Source organism: Aeromonas aquatilis, from assembly GCF_054052405.1.
In genome coordinates this window covers 1-17,771 of record NZ_JBSTYP010000078.1, presented here as the reverse complement: position 1 = coordinate 17,771, position 17,771 = coordinate 1, and the positions used below count along the sequence as shown (strand labels likewise).

Annotated in this window: 12 protein-coding genes; 6 read left to right on the top strand and 6 right to left on the bottom strand. The window is 58.2% G+C overall.

Features of this window, described 5'->3' with window-relative positions:
- Positions 1-133 precede the first annotated feature (133 nt).
- The 3 genes from ACW5W8_RS21450 to ppnP form a co-directional block, all read right to left on the bottom strand.
- The gene (locus ACW5W8_RS21450) at positions 134-1,504 is read right to left on the bottom strand and encodes an L-serine ammonia-lyase (protein ID WP_498630273.1); all 1,371 of its coding nucleotides are present in this window, start codon (positions 1,502-1,504) and stop codon (positions 134-136) included.
- Between the two features lie 275 nt (positions 1,505-1,779).
- A complete protein-coding gene (locus tag ACW5W8_RS21445; protein ID WP_498630271.1) occupies positions 1,780-3,165 on the bottom strand; it encodes an L-serine ammonia-lyase in 1,386 nt (461 codons plus the stop codon).
- Positions 3,166-3,319: 154 nt separating this feature from the next.
- The gene (ppnP, locus tag ACW5W8_RS21440; protein WP_498630269.1) at positions 3,320-3,604 is read right to left on the bottom strand and encodes a pyrimidine/purine nucleoside phosphorylase; all 285 of its coding nucleotides are present in this window, start codon (positions 3,602-3,604) and stop codon (positions 3,320-3,322) included.
- A 270-nt stretch (positions 3,605-3,874) separates the two neighbouring features.
- Here ppnP and ACW5W8_RS21435 point away from each other — a divergent pair, with 270 nt between their 5' ends.
- Complete coding sequence (locus ACW5W8_RS21435; RefSeq protein WP_076491549.1) at positions 3,875-5,116, top strand: dicarboxylate/amino acid:cation symporter; 1,242 nt, start codon at positions 3,875-3,877, stop codon at positions 5,114-5,116.
- Positions 5,117-6,734: 1,618 nt separating this feature from the next.
- Here ACW5W8_RS21435 and pfkA read toward each other — a convergent pair.
- From pfkA to elyC, 3 genes are all read right to left on the bottom strand, one after another.
- The gene (gene pfkA, locus ACW5W8_RS21430) at positions 6,735-7,706 is read right to left on the bottom strand and encodes a 6-phosphofructokinase (RefSeq protein ID WP_042062659.1); all 972 of its coding nucleotides are present in this window, start codon (positions 7,704-7,706) and stop codon (positions 6,735-6,737) included.
- A 151-nt stretch (positions 7,707-7,857) separates the two neighbouring features.
- Positions 7,858-8,613, bottom strand: a complete 756-nt coding sequence (tpiA, locus tag ACW5W8_RS21425) for a triose-phosphate isomerase (RefSeq protein ID WP_120414341.1) — start codon at positions 8,611-8,613, stop codon at positions 7,858-7,860.
- A 135-nt stretch (positions 8,614-8,748) separates the two neighbouring features.
- Positions 8,749-9,519, bottom strand: a complete 771-nt coding sequence (elyC, locus tag ACW5W8_RS21420) for an envelope biogenesis factor ElyC (protein ID WP_498630266.1) — start codon at positions 9,517-9,519, stop codon at positions 8,749-8,751.
- 101 nt (positions 9,520-9,620) lie between these two features.
- Here elyC and cmoM point away from each other — a divergent pair, with 101 nt between their 5' ends.
- The 5 genes from cmoM to ACW5W8_RS21395 all read left to right on the top strand — a co-directional run bounded on the left by cmoM (position 9,621) and on the right by ACW5W8_RS21395 (position 17,609).
- Positions 9,621-10,397, top strand: a complete 777-nt coding sequence (cmoM, locus tag ACW5W8_RS21415) for a tRNA uridine 5-oxyacetic acid(34) methyltransferase CmoM (RefSeq protein ID WP_498630264.1) — start codon at positions 9,621-9,623, stop codon at positions 10,395-10,397.
- A 100-nt stretch (positions 10,398-10,497) separates the two neighbouring features.
- The gene (gene mukF, locus ACW5W8_RS21410; RefSeq protein ID WP_431362108.1) at positions 10,498-11,832 is read left to right on the top strand and encodes a chromosome partition protein MukF; all 1,335 of its coding nucleotides are present in this window, start codon (positions 10,498-10,500) and stop codon (positions 11,830-11,832) included.
- Positions 11,813-12,532, top strand: coding sequence for a chromosome partition protein MukE (mukE, locus tag ACW5W8_RS21405; protein WP_005336835.1), 720 nt, complete (start codon positions 11,813-11,815; stop codon positions 12,530-12,532). The genes mukF and mukE overlap by 20 nt, the downstream gene beginning before the upstream one ends.
- A 3-nt stretch (positions 12,533-12,535) precedes the next feature.
- Positions 12,536-16,963 (top strand): chromosome partition protein MukB, encoded by a 4,428-nt coding sequence (mukB, locus tag ACW5W8_RS21400; RefSeq protein ID WP_498630262.1) that lies wholly within the window; start codon positions 12,536-12,538, stop codon positions 16,961-16,963.
- Positions 16,964-17,222: 259 nt separating this feature from the next.
- Positions 17,223-17,609, top strand: coding sequence for a septal ring lytic transglycosylase RlpA family protein (locus ACW5W8_RS21395; protein ID WP_429089449.1), 387 nt, complete (start codon positions 17,223-17,225; stop codon positions 17,607-17,609).
- The last annotated feature ends 162 nt before the right edge of the window (positions 17,610-17,771 follow it).

Genomic DNA, 17,771 nt, shown 5'->3' with positions numbered 1-17,771 from the left:
TACGGGAGGGGCGTGAATATCAAAGCATGTTTGCATGAGGCGCTGGGGCACCCCATGCAACACGTAATTGGGACATAGCCATAAAAAAGGCGGGATATCCCGCCTTTGTTTAGATGAGGGTCGTAACCCTTATTTACTCGCAAGCAACCTGCATCACCTTGATGGCCAGACCGCCACGGGAGGTTTCACGGTACTTGGAGTCCATGTCCTTGCCGGTGATGTACATGGTCTCGATCACCTTGTCCAGGGAGACGCGCGGCTGGGAGGTACGACGCAGGGCCATACGGGAGGCGTTGACCGCCTTCATGGCTGCGATAGCGTTACGCTCGATGCAAGGCACCTGTACCTGACCGGCAACCGGATCACAGGTCAGACCCAGGTTGTGTTCCATGCCGATTTCGGCAGCTTCACAGACGTGCTCCGGGCTACCGCCCATCAGCTCGGTCAGACCGGCAGCGGCCATGGAGCAGGAAACACCCACTTCACCCTGGCAGCCCACTTCGGCGCCGGAGATGGAGGCGTTCATCTTGTAGAGGATGCCGACGGCACCGGCAGCCAGATAGAAACGGGTGTACTCGTCGCGGCCAACCGGCTGGATGAACTTGTCGTAGTAGGCCAGTACGGCCGGGATGATGCCGGCAGCGCCGTTGGTCGGGGCAGTGACGACACGGCCACCGGCAGCATTCTCTTCACTCACCGCCAGTGCGAACATGTTGACCCAGTCAACGATGTTCATCGGGTCGTTGGAGAGGTTCTCGTTGGTGTTGAGCTGACGGTAGAGCGGTGCGGCACGACGGGGTACGCGCAGCGGGCCGGAGAGAACGCCTTCGGTACGGCAGCCGCGCTCGATACCTTCGCGCATGGTGTTCCAGATCTTGCCGAACTTCTTGTAGATCTCTTCCGGGGTGTTGAAGCACTTCTCGTTCTCCAGCATCAGGGCGGAGATGGAGAGACCGGTCTGGCTGCAGTGGGCAATAAGTTCAGCCGCGCTCTTGAACGGATAGCGCACGGACATGTCGCCGCTGTCAGCCTTGCCGAAGTTCTCTTCGTCAACGATGAAGCCACCACCGATGGAGTAGTAGGTCTTGCTGTAAACCACTTCGTCTTCGATCAGGGCGCTCAGCTTCATGCCGTTTTCGTGCAGCGGCAGGGCTTCGTCATGGAATACCATGGCATCGCGCGGGAAGCTGACGGTATGGCAGTGCAGGCCGATCGGCAGGCGTTCGGTCTGTTCAACACGGGAGATAAACTCTGGGATGGCATCGATATCAACATTTTCCGGCAGGTTGCCGGCCAGGCCCATGATGATGGCGGTGTCGGTATGGTGGCCTTTGCCGGTCCAGGAGAGGGAGCCGTAGACATCGACATTGATCCGGGTTACATCGCGGATCTTGCCGCCCGCGCGCAGCTCGTCAACAAACTGTTTGGCCGCTTTCATCGGGCCAACAGTGTGGGAAGAAGAGGGGCCTACACCGATTTTGAAGATATCAAAAACGCTGATCATGTCACTATTACCTCAGGGTAGAAGGGGGCGGCATGCCCACTCACAGAAATTTGGGAGATCCATGGAACGCGCTTGTCAGCGCAGGTCACAGAACCAGATAACCGTAGTGTAACGGTTCCAGGCCTAAAAAAAGTTGAAATAGATCTATTTTTGTTGAATCTGAGGCGCGAGTATAAAATTTATTTTTGTGCTTATCCATTTTGTTAAGCGCTTACCCATAAAAATACCCGGCGATGCCGGGCATTTCGGAACCAAATGGAGTCATTTTCCGTTTTTTAACATTCGGTAATGTTAACGGCGAGGCCGCCACGGGCCGTCTCCTTGTATTTGGTCTTCATGTCGTTGCCGGTCTCCCACATGGTCTTGATCACCTTGTCCAGCGACACCTTGTGCTCGCCGGTGCCCCGCAGGGCGAGGCGGGCGGCATTGATCGCCTTGACCGCCCCCATGGCGTTGCGCTCGATGCAGGGTACCTGCACCAGTCCGCCGATGGGATCGCAGGTGAGGCCAAGATTGTGCTCCATGCCGATTTCGGCGGCGTTCTCCACCATGGCCGGGCTGCCACCCAAGAGTTCGGTCAGCGCGCCGGCCGCCATGGAGCAGGCGACACCCACTTCCCCCTGACAACCCACTTCCGCTCCCGAGAGGGAGGCATTCTTCTTATATAAGATGCCGATAGCGGCGGCGGTGAGGAAAAAGCGCACCAGCTCGTCGTCATCCACCTTGTGGACGAAGCGATCATAGTAGTGAAGCACCGCCGGAATGATACCGGAGGCGCCGTTGGTGGGGGCGGTGACGACTCGGCCGCCCGCCGCATTCTCTTCGTTGACGGCCAGCGCAAACAGGTCGACCCACTCCATCACCATCAGGGGATCCTTGTTGAAGTTGGTCTCGCAGCTGAGCTGGCGAAACAGCCCCGGGGCGCGGCGTCGTACCTTGAGCCCGCCCGGCAGCACCCCTTCGCTCTTGCAGCCCCGATCGACGCAGCCCTGCATCGCCTGCCAGATCTTGCGAAGACCGCTCTTTATCTGATCGTCGCTGCGAAAGATCCGCTCGTTGGCCAGGATGATGCCGGAGATGGATAGACCGCTCTCCTGACAGTGGGCAAGTAACTGGGCGCCGCTTTCGAAGGGGTAGGGGATAGGGCGTTCGCTATCGGTTCTGGCGGCTTCCTCCTTGGCGGTGGCGAAGTGGCTCTCTTCGATGATGAAGCCGCCGCCAATGGAGTAGTAGGTCTGGCTGAAGCGCAGGTTTTCCTCTTTATCAAAGGCCCGCAGAGTCATGCCATTGGTGTGGGCCGGCAGGGTTTTGCGACGGTTGAAGATGATGGCACCGGTGCGTGGAAAATGGCTGGGTTGTTCGCCTGCCAGCTGAAGGCTCTGCTCCTTTTCCACTTGCGCCAGAATGGCGGGGATGGCATCGATATCGACCGATTCGGGTTCAAAGCCCGACAGCCCCAGAATGATCGCCTTGCCGGTACCGTGCCCTTTGCCGGTTTGGCCGAGCGAACCGTAACACTCCACTTCGACTCGCATGACGTGCGGCAGATGGCCTTGCAGCTTGAGCTGCTGGACGAAGGCATAGGAGGCACGCATGGGGCCGACAGTATGGGAAGAGGAGGGGCCAATCCCGATGGAAAACAGGTCAAACACGCTGATCATGACATCAATCCGGTGATGGTTTATGTCTGTTTATTCTAGGATTTTTGCCGTGGATGGAAAGCGGGGATGTGCGGTGCTGTGACATGGGCACAGATAATGTGACAGGCGGTTGCCAAAGAAGGTTGAAGGGGCAGCCCCCCTTCAACCGGCCGGATCAGTCGAGAAATTCGCACAGATAGGCAGTGGGAGTTTTCACTTCCAGTTTGAAGGAGGAGTGACCGGCCACCATGAAGGATTCACCCTGGCTGTAGGTGTGCCACTCATCTTCATCAGCCAGCTGGATGGTGAGGGCGCCCTTGATCACTGTCATCCGTTCGGGGGCGGCGGTGTTGAACAGGTAGTCACCGGCGTTCATCACCCCGACGGTTGATTTCTCCCCTTTTTGTTCGAAACCGATGGATTTTACATTTCCGTCAAAATATTCGTTAACTTTCAGCATCTTTACATCCTTGTATGTTCGGTTGTGCAGCCAAACTAGCACAACATTTTGCCAGTTGTCATGGGGGATGAGGTAAAAATAGCCGAGACCGCTTTGAATCTTCACTTTTTCGCAAACTTATTAATAGCCAAGGTTAATGATTTGCTGATTTAAAACAGCAATTAAATGTGAGATAACACGCGCAAACAGGGGAATGGGCAGCCGCTCATTCCCCTGTTTGGTTAATTGCACTGGGAAAAGTGTGAATTTTGCTACATAAAGGAACATATTGTGTTAACTAAAGGACTCATTAAAAACATCGGCTTCCAGGTTGTGGTCGCCATGGTACTGGGCGCAGTGGTCGGCGCGTTCATGGGTGAACAAGCCACCGTGTTTGCACCGCTCGGTACCCTGTTTATCCAGCTGATCAAGATGCTGGTGATCCCACTGGTGGCGGTAGCCATCCTCTCCGGCGCCGCCAATCTGGGTGCCAGCCCGGCTGCGGGCAAGATCGGTGCAGCGACGCTGGCCTTCTTCCTTGGTACATCAGCGTTGGCCGTGTTGCTGGCACTGGTAATGGGGCAGATCTTCAAACCGGGTGTCGGGGTTGATTTCGCTTCCGTCGCCTCCATGTTCGGTGGTGACTACGCCGATAAAGGGGCGCTGCCGGATGCAGTCGCCACCCTGCTTGGCATGATCCCCACCAACGTCTTCAACTCCCTTAACGAAGCGAACATCCTGCAGATCCTGGTGTTCTGCATGTTCCTCGGCATTGCGCTGGCCAAACAGCCGCGCGAGCGGGCCAAGCCACTGGTCGATGGGCTCAATACCCTGGTGGATGCCTTCGTCTGGATGATCAACAAGGTGATGATCATCGCGCCGCTCGGGGTGTTCGGTCTGATGGCGGAAGCCATCGGTACCTATGGCTTCGATGTGCTGACCCTGGTGCTCAAGCTGTTCGTGGTTTATGTGGCTGCGATCCTTATCTTCGGCTTTGTGGTCTATCCGCTGCTGGTGATGATGTTCTCCAACACGCCGGTAATGAAGTACCTCTCTGCCATGAAGAAGCCGCAGATCGTGGCCTTCTCCACCGCCTCTTCCATGGCGACCCTGCCGGTCAATATGGAGACCTGCGAGCATGATCTGAAAGTGACCAACGCGACCGCCTCCTTCGTGTTGCCGCTGGGTGCCACCATCAACATGAGCGGCAACGCCATCTATTACGGTCTGGTCGCCATCTTCTTCGCGCAGGTTTACAACATCGATCTGAGCGTCGGTGCCTGGGCAGCCATCATTGTGACCTCCACTCTGGGGGCGATCGGTCAGGCCGGTGTGCCGGGCCCAAGCTTCCTGGTGGTTGCCGTGCTGCTGGCGGCCGGGATCCCCATCGAAGGGTTGCCGCTGCTGTTTGCGCTGGATCGTCTGTTCGACATGATCCGCACCTCCCTCAATATCACCGGCGATGCGGCCTGTGCTGTCATTGTTGACCGCTTCAGCCCGGAATATGACCCAGAGCGCTGGAACAAGGCATAATTGCTTTGAGCTGGACTGAGATATAACAGCCCTAAGCTGACACTGCGTAACGCGAGCCCCTGCCATGATGGCGGGGGCTTTTTTATATCTGCCGAACAAGTATCAGAGCAAAGGTGTGCACAAGAGATTGCTGACGGATTTAGCTGTGTTGAATGGATAGCACGGTAGGGAAAACAACAGTCGTGGGCATGGGCCTGGTGACGGATGACAGCCTGTTGTGGCCGCCGGGGCAATGGGGTTGTCAAATGACAGGTAACAAAAAGGGGAGCCTTGCTCCCCTCGGATATGATCTGCTGCTGGTTCTATTCCATCCAAACAGAGTGTGGTTAAACCATCCTGGTTACACCCTTGTGGCGAAAGAAACAGCGTCAACGTGATGAAATCATATCTATGTTGACCATCGCGGCATTGTCACTGAAAAGCGCCAGTTGGTGGCGATTAAACAGACATGTCAGATAAGGTCAGTCCGGATTGGTGCCTCTCTATCCGGCTCAGAACTGTGACAGTGAGGGCAGAGAGACAGCAACCAGGGTGAAAAACACCGTGAAAACGGCAGTAACGACAAACTCTTTCATTTTTCTCTCCCCAAGTTGTTGGTTGATGTTGTCAAGATACCATAACAGGGGGTTAAAACAAGAACAAAATTGATAAAATGGCGCCTTTGTGTGCTCTGGTGGTTGAGGTGGTCATTTTTGGCATATTGCGCTGTTTTTATCATCTTTCGCGAAGTTTGACCCATCGAAAAATAAGTTTATGTATTTATTTTATTTAAATTCAGTGCCTTATTGTTTTGCTTGTTGGTTTTTTGGTGGGTTTTATATGGGGCTTAAATAGGGTTTTAGAAGTTATCCCCCTCGTAACTGCGTCATGAAAGCCCTCAAAAGTGCGTCAGGATATGATTTGCCAATGCCTGACGCAGATAGCGCATCCAAAAAAAGTTGGTGGAAGCAATCTGGTTGCCAACCCTTGTCACACCATGACTTTATCAGGTCGACATCTCCCTATTTTTACAGCAATACTCCGCTTTACAGGGGAGAGATCCATGGATTGGGGGGACACATATTGGCAGTTGGTTGTTTTATCAGCGCCAATTTCCCCGCCGGCCCCGGAATAGACAAGGTTGTAGCAAGGGTCAGGTGTGCACCAAGCCAGAGGCGTACTCTGTGGCTGGTCTGGTTGGTCTCGAACAGCGATCTGTGTGGCCGAGGCATCTGGCATAAGTCATGTGATTACAACGCAAGAGCTGGGCCGGAGCATGGTTGGGGAGCTGGGGGCGATTCAGATTTCTGAATACCGTCTACAAGATTTAGATACACAGCGGTGTATGACGAGGAGGCTGAACAAGCTCGTTTCAGGGTCAGCAGAGAGGCAGGCAACCGCAAGCCGGTTCAGCAGTGATAAAACATCCACGGCAATATCGGAACGATATCTTTGGCTGATGCCGATTGGTGTGAGGAGGGGAAGGCTAGTGATCAACCAGATGGCGCAAGGGTTGGTAATCAGGCAACCCGTATGGTGAGGGGCACACAGCGTGCGGATACACCCGTTTTTGCAAGATATTAAAAAACCCTCCGATGGAGGGTTTTTGTCATCAACAGCCGGTTAAAAGCCGCGTAGCTTAGAACAGGGTGGTGGAGAGGTTGTACAGCTCCTGATCGAACGGACGCTTCATGTTCTCGATGCAGTCGATGATGTCGTGGTGTACCAGCTCGTTGCGCTGGATACCGACGCAGCGACCACCGTGGCCAGCCAGCAGCTGCTCAACGGCGTAAGCACCCATACGGCTGGACATGATGCGGTCACGAGCAGTCGGGGCACCGCCACGCTGGATGTGGCCCAGGATAGTGGCGCGGGTTTCACGGCCGGTCAGGGCTTCGATGTCTTTCGCCAGGGCGTTCACATCGGTGACGTGCTCGCAGATGGTGATGATGGCGTGCTTCTTGCCTTTTACTTCACCTTCTTTGATCTGTTGCAGCAGCTTCTCTTTGTCAAAAGCCACTTCCGGCACGATCACGTACTCGGCACCGCCAGCAACGGCGGCAGACATGGCCAGATCGCCACAGTGGCGACCCATGATCTCGACCACGGAGATACGGTGGTGGGAGCTGCAGGTGTCGCGCAGACGGTCGATGGCGTCAACGACCACGTTCAGGGCGGTATCAAAACCGATGGTGAAGTCGGTACCGGCGATGTCGTTGTCGATGGTGCCCGGCAGGCCGATGCAGGGGAAACCCTCTTCGGTCAGCTTCTTGGCACCCATGTAGGAGCCGTCACCACCGATCACCACCAGGGCGTCGATGCTGTGCTTTTTCAGGTTTTCGATCGCTTCGGCGCGTACTGCGGGGTCTTTGAAAGCAGGGAAACGGGCGGAGCCGAGGAAAGTACCACCACGGTTCACCACGTCGGAGACGCTGTGACGCTCCAGCTTGACGATGCGATCCTGGTGCAGGCCGAGGTAGCCATCATAAATACCGTAAACTTCCAGGCCATGATGCAGACCGGCGCGAACCACGGCGCGAATGGCTGCGTTCATACCCGGCGCGTCGCCACCACTGGTCAGAACACCAATACGTTTGATTTGTTTGGTCATGAGTGCCTCTGGATCTGAGTTGTCAAATACGAATGTTTGGAAATAGACAAGCCACTTTTACTATATCGGCTTTCATATGGGATGCGGGGGCCACCATAGGAAAAGCGATACAAGAGAGGGGACGAGCCCCTCTCTTTGCCGTAATCAGCGATTACTTGGCAGCGCCAGCGATGATCTGGGAGAAGTCGTCCACTTTCAGGGACGCACCACCGACCAGGCCACCGTCGATGTCCGGCTGACCGAACAGGTCGGCAGCAGTGGCGCCAGTGACGGAACCGCCGTACAGGATCTGTACTTTGGCAGCAACGGCGGCATCAAAACCGGCCAGGTACTGACGGATGTGAGCGTGAACGGACTGAGCGATCTCCGGAGTGGCAGTCTTGCCAGTACCGATGGCCCATACCGGCTCGTAAGCGATAACGGCGTTGTTGAAGGAGGCGATACCGCAACGGTCGATAACGGCTTTCAGCTGGGTCTCAACCACGTTCTTGGTCACGCCGGCTTCGAACTGCTCCAGAGTTTCACCGATGCACAGAACCGGGATCAGGCCGCCTTTCTGGATCGCTTCGTACTTGGCAGCAACCACGTCGTCACTCTCTGCGTGCAGGGTACGACGCTCGCTGTGGCCGACCAGAGAGTAGGTGCAACCAAAGGCTTTCAGCATGGAGGGGGCGTTTTCGCCGGTGAAGGCGCCAGACTCGTGAACGTCAGCGTTCTGGGCACCGTAGGCAATCTTGCTGCCAGCGGTCAGTTGCTCAACCAGACCCAAAAAGATAACCGGCGGGCAGACGGCGACTTGCACAGAAGGATGAGCGGCAGCAGCCGGGGTCAGTCCTTTGATCAGAGCTTCTACAGAAGCTTTGGTGCCGTTCAGTTTCCAGTTACCCATTACCAGGTGCTGTCTCATCTTGTATATCTCCTAGGCATTTGATTGCGCGACATTATATGAATTGAACCGAGCCCAAGATAGCTGACCCGGCGGCAAATGACGTAATTTTTTTTCGCTTTCCTGATCCAAATCAGGAATGAAACGCTTGATCGCTCATTCGTTAACCTGCCCCCGCAAGCGAGCCCACCATACCCCAATCCATTCGTGGATGGCAGCTTCGGAATACATCAAATAACGCCCTTTGGGTAAATAACTGTAGAGCGGCTGGGGTACCTGGCTCTGCTTGGCGGTGTAATCGGTGGGGGCCGGCACGGCCTTGAGTCCCTGACCCTGATAGAGGGCCATGGCGCGCGGCAAATGAGTGGCCGAGCTGACCAGCGCCACCTCTTTTCCCTTGAGGTGGCGGCTGATACTTACTGCCTCATCATGAGTGTCTTTGTTGTTTTCAAACAACGTCATCCGCGCGCGGGGAATGCCAAGGCTCTCGGCCATCCGGGCATTGACCTCGGCATTGGAGAGGGGATCCCCCGACACATAGCCGGAGAAAACCAGCTCGGCGTCGGGATAGGCCTGGGCAAGGCGAACCCCTTCGAGGGTGCGGGCCAGGGCGATATTGTTCTGCCAACTGCGCATCGGCACCGCCGGGTCGCTGACATGGCCATTACCGAGCACCACGATGGCATCGATGTTGGGATGCTGGCTCACCTCGAACGGCGGGAAGGTTTGCTCCAGCCCGCGGGCCAGTTCGTAGCTCACCGGCCGCATTCCCAGCAGGGCGACCAGCAGCAGCGAGAGAGTCGCCAGCAGCTTGCCGGTTTTCTGAAAACGGGTGAACCAGAGCAGCAGCAGGGCGACCAGCAGCAAGGAGAGGGAGAAGGGGAGCGGCATCAGCAGCTGACCCAGCCACTTTTTAATCACAAACACGGCAGACACTTCCTTGAGTTTCCAGCAAATTCGGGATGTGACAGAATACCTCTCTTTTTTGGGATGGCCACAACCCTGTGGCGCTAATGTTGAGTTTCTCCTTGAAGCACGATCAGAGTTTTGACGGGCGCGCCGATAAGTTCGCCCGCAACATTTACGACTCCACCAAGGGGCGCATCCGCACCACCATTGTCTGGAGCGACATCGAAGCCTGCCTGGCCCGACTTGGCAACCGACCGCTGCGCATCCTCGATGCGGGGGGCGGTTTTGGCTATTTTGCCCAGAAGCTGGCGGCCATGGGTCATCAGGTGGAGCTGTGCGATCTGTCAGCAGAAATGCTGGAACTGGCTCGCAGCCAGATCGCCGAGAAGGGACTGGAAGACAAAATCCGTCTCATCCATTGCCCCATTCAGGATCTGAAGCAACACGTGACCGGGACCTTTGATCTGGTGCTCTGCCATGCGGTGCTGGAGTGGCTCGCCGAGCCGCGCCAGACCTTGCTGGGTCTGTTCCCTTTCGTCAATGGCGGGGGCATACTGTCGCTGCTTTTTTACAACCGTCACGGCTTGCTGTTCCAGAGCCTGGTGGTGGGCAATTTTGACTATGTGCGCCTTGGTCTTCGCAAGAAGCGGCAGACTGCGCTTACGCCCACCAACCCCCAGTTGCCGGAGCAGGTCTATGACTGGATTGGTCGCGGGGGGCTGCGCATCATCGGCAAGACCGGGGTGCGGGTGATCCACGACTATATGCGTCACAAGCAGGATCAGGTGGAGAAGTTCGACGATCTGCTGGCCATGGAGCAGCAATATTGCCGTCAGGAGCCTTTTGTCTCCCTCGGTCGCTATATCCATGTGATGGCCCAGAAGCCGGCCAGCTGATTGCTCGCGGTTCACGTCGATGTGAACCCTGTTTTCGATGCTACCGGATGTAGCCGCGCGCACGATTTTGCGCCCAATACAACAACGAGATGACAACATCATGATGAGTACATCCCGTACCCTGCCAGAGCGTTCTTTGCCGGAGCTAGTAGGGTGGGTCAGGCAGGAGGGGTTGGCATTGAGCCTGCCGACCGACCGGCTGGCCTTTCTGATTGCAATCAAGACCCTGTCCGAAGATGAGTCGGACCTGTCGGAAGCGGCGCTGCACGATGCCTTTGGCTATGTCAGCAACGCTTTTGGCCAGATGGACGAGACCCTCACCGGTCGTGCTAACAACGCCATCAACGATCTCATTCGCCAGCAGCTGCTGTCGCGCTTCAACACCGACATGGTAGCGGGGGAGAGCCTCTATCGCCTGTCGCGCCTGGGTGTGAGCATTGTCGACTTCTTTATGGATCAGCGTCAGGTTGACTCCATCAAGCTCTCCATCTTGCTCGAGCATTTGGCGGCTGAGCTCGACACCGCCCGCAAGGCGGCGCTTGAGACCAACACCCGCGAGCAGTGGGATGCCGAGGTGCTGCCGCGCCTCACCTTCTCGCTGGAAGAGACGCTGGGGCGCATCGATCTCACCCAGCGCGCCATGGATGAACAGCAGAATCAGGTCAAGAGCGAAATCGCGGCCCTGCTGACCCAGAACTGGGTCGATGCCATTCACAGCTGTGAAAAGCTGCTGCACGAGACCGGCCAGACCCTGCGAGAACTGCAGGATACCCTGGACGCTGCCGGCCACCGCCTGCAGGCGGGGCTGCTCAACATTCAGGAAGCGGCGCAGGGGCGCGACGATCTGTTCCACGTCGAGGAGCTCACCCATGCCTTGCAGGGGCGTCTTGACGTCATCACCAGCTGGGGTCAGCAGTGCATCGAGCTCTGGTCCCGCTACGACAGACACGTCCACAAATTTATCCGCAACGCCATCGATATGGACAAGAACCGCGCCTTCAGCCAGCGGCTGCGCGAGTCTATCCGCAACTTCGAGCAGCACAACTGGCAGCTGCGGGTGGCCGAAGAGCCCCGTCTGCTGGAGCTGCGCGACGAAACCATCGCCATCCACGACGAGGAGGTGACCGGTGAGGTGCCCCTCGAGATGGAGTATGTCGAGATGGTGGATATCAACCAGGAGCTGGCCGAGCGCATCGAGCGCTATCTGGCCCGCTACCCCGAGCAGGGCCAGCAGCTGGACTTGGCCGATGTGCTGCGGGAATACCTGCTGGACTACCCGGCTCATGCCCACTTCGATGTGGCGCGTCTTCTGATCGACCAGGCCGTGCGCCTGGGCCATGCCAGCGGCGAGCGCGAACTGCATCGCCAACCCGCATGGAAACCCATTAACCAAGCTGGATCCAAGGTTCAGGCCTATGTCATTGATCAATTCTGAGTTTCCCTTGCCGCTGCGCCTTGCAGAGGCGATTGCCAACCCCTTGTTTCCGCGCATCGACACCGCCTTGCGCTCCGGTCGCCACATCAGTGCCGACGAGTTCGAGCAGCACTCGGCGCTGGTCGAATATCACAGCGAGCTGGAGATCTTCTACGGTCGCTATCAGGTGGAGCTGATCAAGGCGCCGGAAGGCTTTTTCTACCTGCGCCCGCGCCCGAGCTCCGACATCGGCACCACTGTGCTCTCCGAGCTCGATATGCTGGTGGGCAAGGTGCTCTGCTACCTCTACCTGAGCCCGGATCGTCTGGCTTCGGAAGGGGTATTCGCCATGGCCGAGCTGCAAGAAGAGGTGCTGAGCCTCGCCGACGAGAAGCAGCTGCTGCGGATGGTCAACAGCCGCTCCGGCGGTACCGATCTCGACAAGAAGAAGTTGCTCGAAAAGATCCGTACCTCCATGCGCCGTCTGCGACGCCTTGGCATGATCACCGCCCTTGGCAACGGGGATAAATTCCGGGTCAACGAATCGGTGTTCCGTTTCGCCGCCGACGTGCGCTCCGATGAAGATCCGCGCGCCGTCCAACTGCGGATGATCCAGGAGGGTGAAGCCATCTTCCACGACGACGAAATGCCGAGCAGCGACTCGCTCTTTGATGACATCGAGGCGGATCTCGATGAAGAACAACTGGATCTGGAGGTATAACCGGTGCGAGGCAAGTTCAAATCCCTGACCATGGTCAACTGGAACGGCTTCTTTGCCCGGACCTTCGATCTCGACCAGCTGGTCACTACCCTTTCCGGCGGCAACGGCGCGGGCAAGTCCACCACCATGGCGGCCTTTATCGCGGCGCTCATCCCCGACCAGTCACTGCTCCATTTCCGCAACACCACGGAAGCGGGCTCCAGCAGCGCCTCCCGTGACAAGGGGCTCTACGGCAAGCTGCAGCGCGGTCACTGCTACTCCCTGCTGGAGGTGATGAACAGCCGCGAACAGCGGATCTGGGTCGGCGTGCACCTCGAACAGGTGGCCAACCGCGACAACAAGGTCAACATCACCCCGTTCGCGCTGGTGGATGTGCCGGAGAATCTGGCACCGACCGACCTGCTGCTGGAGAAGCTCGATGGCGGCAAGGGGCGGGTACGCGCCTTTACCGACCTGAAAGGGGCGGCCGCCGAGCTGGGGGCGCTGAAGGTCGCCAAATTCAATACGGTGACCGACTATCACAACTTCATGTTCGAGTTCGGCATCACCCCTAAGAAGCTGCGTGACCAGAAGGATCGCGGCAAGTTCTATCGCCTGATCGAGGCCTCCCTCTACGGCGGCATCTCCTCGTCCATCAGCCGTTCCCTGCGCGAATACCTGCTGCCGGAGAACTCCGGGGTGCGCAAGGCGTTTGCAGACATGGAGGCGGCCATCTATGAAAACCGCCGCACGCTGGAAGCGATCAAGGAGACCCAGGGTCAGCGGGATCTGTTCAAGAACCTGATCACCGAGACCACCCACTATGTGGCGGCGGACTATGTGCGCAACGCTGCCGAGAAGAGCCGTCTCTCCGAGCTGGCCCTCAAGGCTCGCCAGGAGCTGGCCGACAAGCGCCGCATTCTGGCCGAAGAGAAGCAGCGCGCTATCTATCTGGCCGATGAAGTGGAGCAGCTCACCAACCGTGAGAAACTGCTGACCGACGAGCTGGAGTCAGCCTCCGAGCATCTGGCCAAGGTGATGGCGGCGGTCAGCTTGCAGAAGAAGATCGAGATGTACCGCGCCGATCTGGCGGATCTCTCTGACAAACTCGAACAGCAGCAGGCTGTGGTGGAGGAGATCCACGGCCAGCTGCTGGAAGTGGAAGAGCGCAAGGAGCTGGCGCAGGCAGAAGTCGACAGCCTCAAGACCCAGCTTGCCGACTACCAGCAGGCGCTCGATATCCAGCAGACCCGCGCCATCCAGTACCGTCAGGCGGTGCAGGCGTTGGAGGCTGCCCGCGAGCAGTGCGAGCTGCCGGGGCTGACTGCCGAACAGGCGAGCGACACCCTGCACCAGTTCCGCGCAGCTGAGCAGAGCCTTACCAGCCGGGTGCTGGGGGCCGAGCAACAGTTGGCACTGGCCAAGGCGGCAGTGGCCGAGCACGAAGCGGCGCTGGCGCTGCTGCTCAGCATCGCTCCGGAAACAGTGCGCGAGGCCGCCTGGCCTACCGCGCAGGCGCTGCTCAAGCGTCACATCGAAGACAAGGCTCGCATTGCCCAGGGGCAGGGGCTGCGCGCTGCGCTGGCTCGCCTCGAGAAAGAGAGTGAAAGCCAGAAGAATCTCTTCAAGTTGCGTGACGAGCTGCAGCAGGCCTCTGGCCATCTGATTGCCAGCAGCGATGAGCTGGAGATCTTCCTCGAAGCCCAGCGCACCCGTCAGGAGGAACTCTCCGAGCAGCAGGCCGAGGTGAACCAGCGCCGCGCCAGCCTCGAGCATCAGGGCACCCAGCTGGGTCGCGATATTGCTGAGCTGACCAAGCTGGCACCGCGATGGCTCAAATCCTTTGAAAAGCTCGAGCAGCTGCGCGAGCAGAGCGGTTTGCCGCTCGCCACCGCCGAAGAGCTTTCGGCCGGCATGCAAACAGTGCTCGACAAGGAGCGCGAGTTCGAGCAGGAGAGCAACCGCATCGCGGCGCAGAAACAGGCGCTGGAGCTGCAAATTCGCAACCTGCAGCTGGGTGCTGGCGAGGCGGATCCGCGCCTTGCCCGCATCGCCGAGCAGGTGGGGGGCGTGCTGCTCTCCGATGTCTACGACGACATCTCCATCGACGATGCCCCTTACTACTCCGCGCTCTACGGCCCGGCTCGCAGCGCCCTGGTGGTGCTCGACCTTGAGGGCGCCATCGAGCGGCTGAAAAAGCTGGAAGATTGCCCGGAAGATATCTACCTGATTCAGGGTAACCCCGACTCCTTTGACGAGGACTTGGTGGAAGCGGACGAGCTGGGAGACGCCGTGCTGGTGCGCACCAGCAAGCGTCAGGTGCGCTTCTCCCGCTACCCCGAGCTGCCGCTGTTTGGTCGCGCCGCCCGGGAAAAGCGGATCGAGCAGCTCGACCTTGAGCGCGAAGGGCTCATCGAGGGTTACGCCAAGGCTGCGTTTGAGCAGCAGAAGTACCACCGTCTCTACGGTCACTTCCGCGACTTTATCGGTCAGCATCTGGATATTGCCTTCCGCCCCGACCCGGAAGCCGAAGTGCAGGCCAAACAGGCCGAGCTGCGCGCGCTGCAAGGGGCCATCGGTGAGTGCGACAAGCAGCTGGCCGAAGCCAAAGCGGCTGCCGCCCAGCTGACCCGCCATATCCAGCTGGTGCAGGGGATGTTGCCCTTTGCCCACCTGTTTGCCGAAGCCGATTTGGCGGCCCGCCTCGAGGCGGCTCACGCCGATGTGGAAGCCCTGAAACAGGCCGAAGCCTTTATCGCCAAACACGGTAAATCGCTGGAAAAACTGGAAACCATGGTGCAGGTGCTGCGTCAGGATCCGCAGGATCTGGCTGCGCTGCAGGCAGCTTACGATGAGGTGAGCGACCTGCTGGCCGAGCAGAAGCGCCGTTGCTACGCCCTCGATCAGCTGGTGGCCCGTCTGCCGCACTTTGCCTATCAGGATGCGCAAGACCTGCTGGGCAAAGCCTCCGAGATGAGCGAGCGACTCAAAGAGAAGCTGAAAGCGGCCGAGCTGGCGGCCCGCACCGCTGGCGAGCAGCACAAGCAGATTGCCCTGCGCCACACCGAGGCGTTGCAGCTGCGCACCGCCCTCAACTCCAGCGTCGAGGCCAAGCGCCAGACCCTGACCGAGTTCGAGCAGGAGCTGGCGGCCATGGGGCTGACCCTCTCTGACGATATGGAAGAGAAGGCGCGCGCCCACAAGAAAGAGATTGAAGAGCTGCTGATCCGTACCCGTTCCCGTCGCACCAGCGCCGAGGCCCAACTGCAGGTCACCAAGCGCGAGATTGAATCCTTGGGCGGTCGTCTCAAGCTGGAAGGCAAGGATTACTACGGCGCCCGTAAATCCCTGGTGGGTCACAAGGCGAGCTGGTCGCGGGTGGTGCGGTTGGCGCGGGAGACCGACGTCGAGAAGCGTTTAAATAAGCGCGAGCTGGCGTATCTTGACAGCGACGAGCTGCGCTCCATGTCGGACAAGGCCCTCGGCGCCCTGCGGGTGGCGGTGGCCCACGACGAAGCCCTGCGCGATGCGTTGCGTCTCTCTGAGGGCAACCGCAGCACCGAGCAGAAGGTCGCCTTCTACGTGCAGGTCTATCGTTACCTCAAAGACCGCATTCGCAACGACATCATCCGCTCCGATGATCCAGTTGAGGCGATCGAGGAGATGGAGATCGAGCTGGCCCGTCTGGCCGATGAGCTCAAGCAGCGGGAAACCCATCTGTCGCTTTCCTCCCACGAGGTGGCGGCCAAGATCACCAACATCATCCGCCGCGAGCAGAACCGCATCCGGGTGCTCAACCAGGGCTTGCAGAACATCGCCTTCGGTCTGGTGCGCGGGGTGCGCCTCAACGTCAATATCCGCGAGGCTCACACCCGTCTGCTGACGGCGCTGGCCGATCAAACTGCCATGCACAACGATCTGTTCGCCGACAAGGAGCTCAGCTTCTCCGAGGCGATGGCCAAGCTTTTCCAGCGCCTGAACCCGCAGATCGAGCAGGGGGATCGCAGCTATCAGGTGATGGGCGACGTGCTGCTCGACTATCGCAACTATCTGGAGCTGGAGATCGAGGTGCAGCGCGGGGCCGATGGCTGGCTGCGGGCCGAGAGCGGCGCGCTCTCCACCGGCGAGGCGATCGGTACCGGCCAGGCCATCCTCTTGATGGTGCTGATCAGCTGGGAGGAGGAGTCCCGCCGTCTGCGCGGCAAGGATATCGCCCCGTGCCGTCTGTTGTTCCTCGACGAAGCAGCTCGTCTGGATGGCAAATCGATCGCCACCCTGTTCGAGCTGTGCGAGCGGCAGGATATGCAGCTACTTATTGCCGCGCCCGAGAACATCAGCCCCGAGAAGGGCACCACCTACAAGCTCATCCGCAAGGTGCAGGGCAAGCACGAGCACGTGCATGTGGTGGGCCTGCGCGGTTTCGGCTTTAGCGATGATAAGCTGATTGCCTGAGAAGTCTCTGGCCCATCCCGACACGGGATGACCGGTAACTAGTTGAAAGGGAGGCATTTGCCTCCCTTTTTACATGGAAGAGATGGCAAAGTAGCCGCACCGTCGCTGCTGCCTGACAACAAGGCGAGTAACATGGTGAAAGCATTGGACCGATGGCAAGGCGAGAGCTCCCGTCTGCATGCGTGTCGCCAGCGTCACCGGCCGTATCGAAGAAGAAAAATTGCACATAGCGAAAAGAAGAAGAGAGGAGAGGGGAAAGGTGCAACATATCCAGAAAGGGCTGCTGTTATCTCTTTGCCTGCTGCTGGCTGCCTGTAGCAGCCGTTATGACGAGAGTCACGGCGGCAGCTGGCGCGGCTATAGCGAGACCGGTTACGCCAGCTATTATGCCGACCGTTATCATGGCAAAAAGACCGCCAGCGGCGAGCTCTATCGCAACAACCTCAATAGCGCCGCCCATATGGAATTGCCCTTTGGCGCCATGGTGCGGGTCACCAACCTCGCCAACGGCAAGAGCGTAGTGGTCAAGGTCAATGACCGCGGCGCCTTTAAAAGCGGGCGTATTATCGATCTCTCCAAATCGGCTTTTAGCACCATTGGCAATATTCGCGACGGGATTATCAAAGTAAAAATAGAGGTGCTCTAGCAATCCACTTGTTCAGTGGCGTGAACAGAGTGTCCGTTCTGTATGGCTATATCCTGCAAGTCTGCCCTCTTACTGAGGTATCCTGATTTTCACAGACAGTCCCGATTGTTACGATGAGACAATCGGGGGTATTGAATGAAATCGAGAGAACACTATTCACCA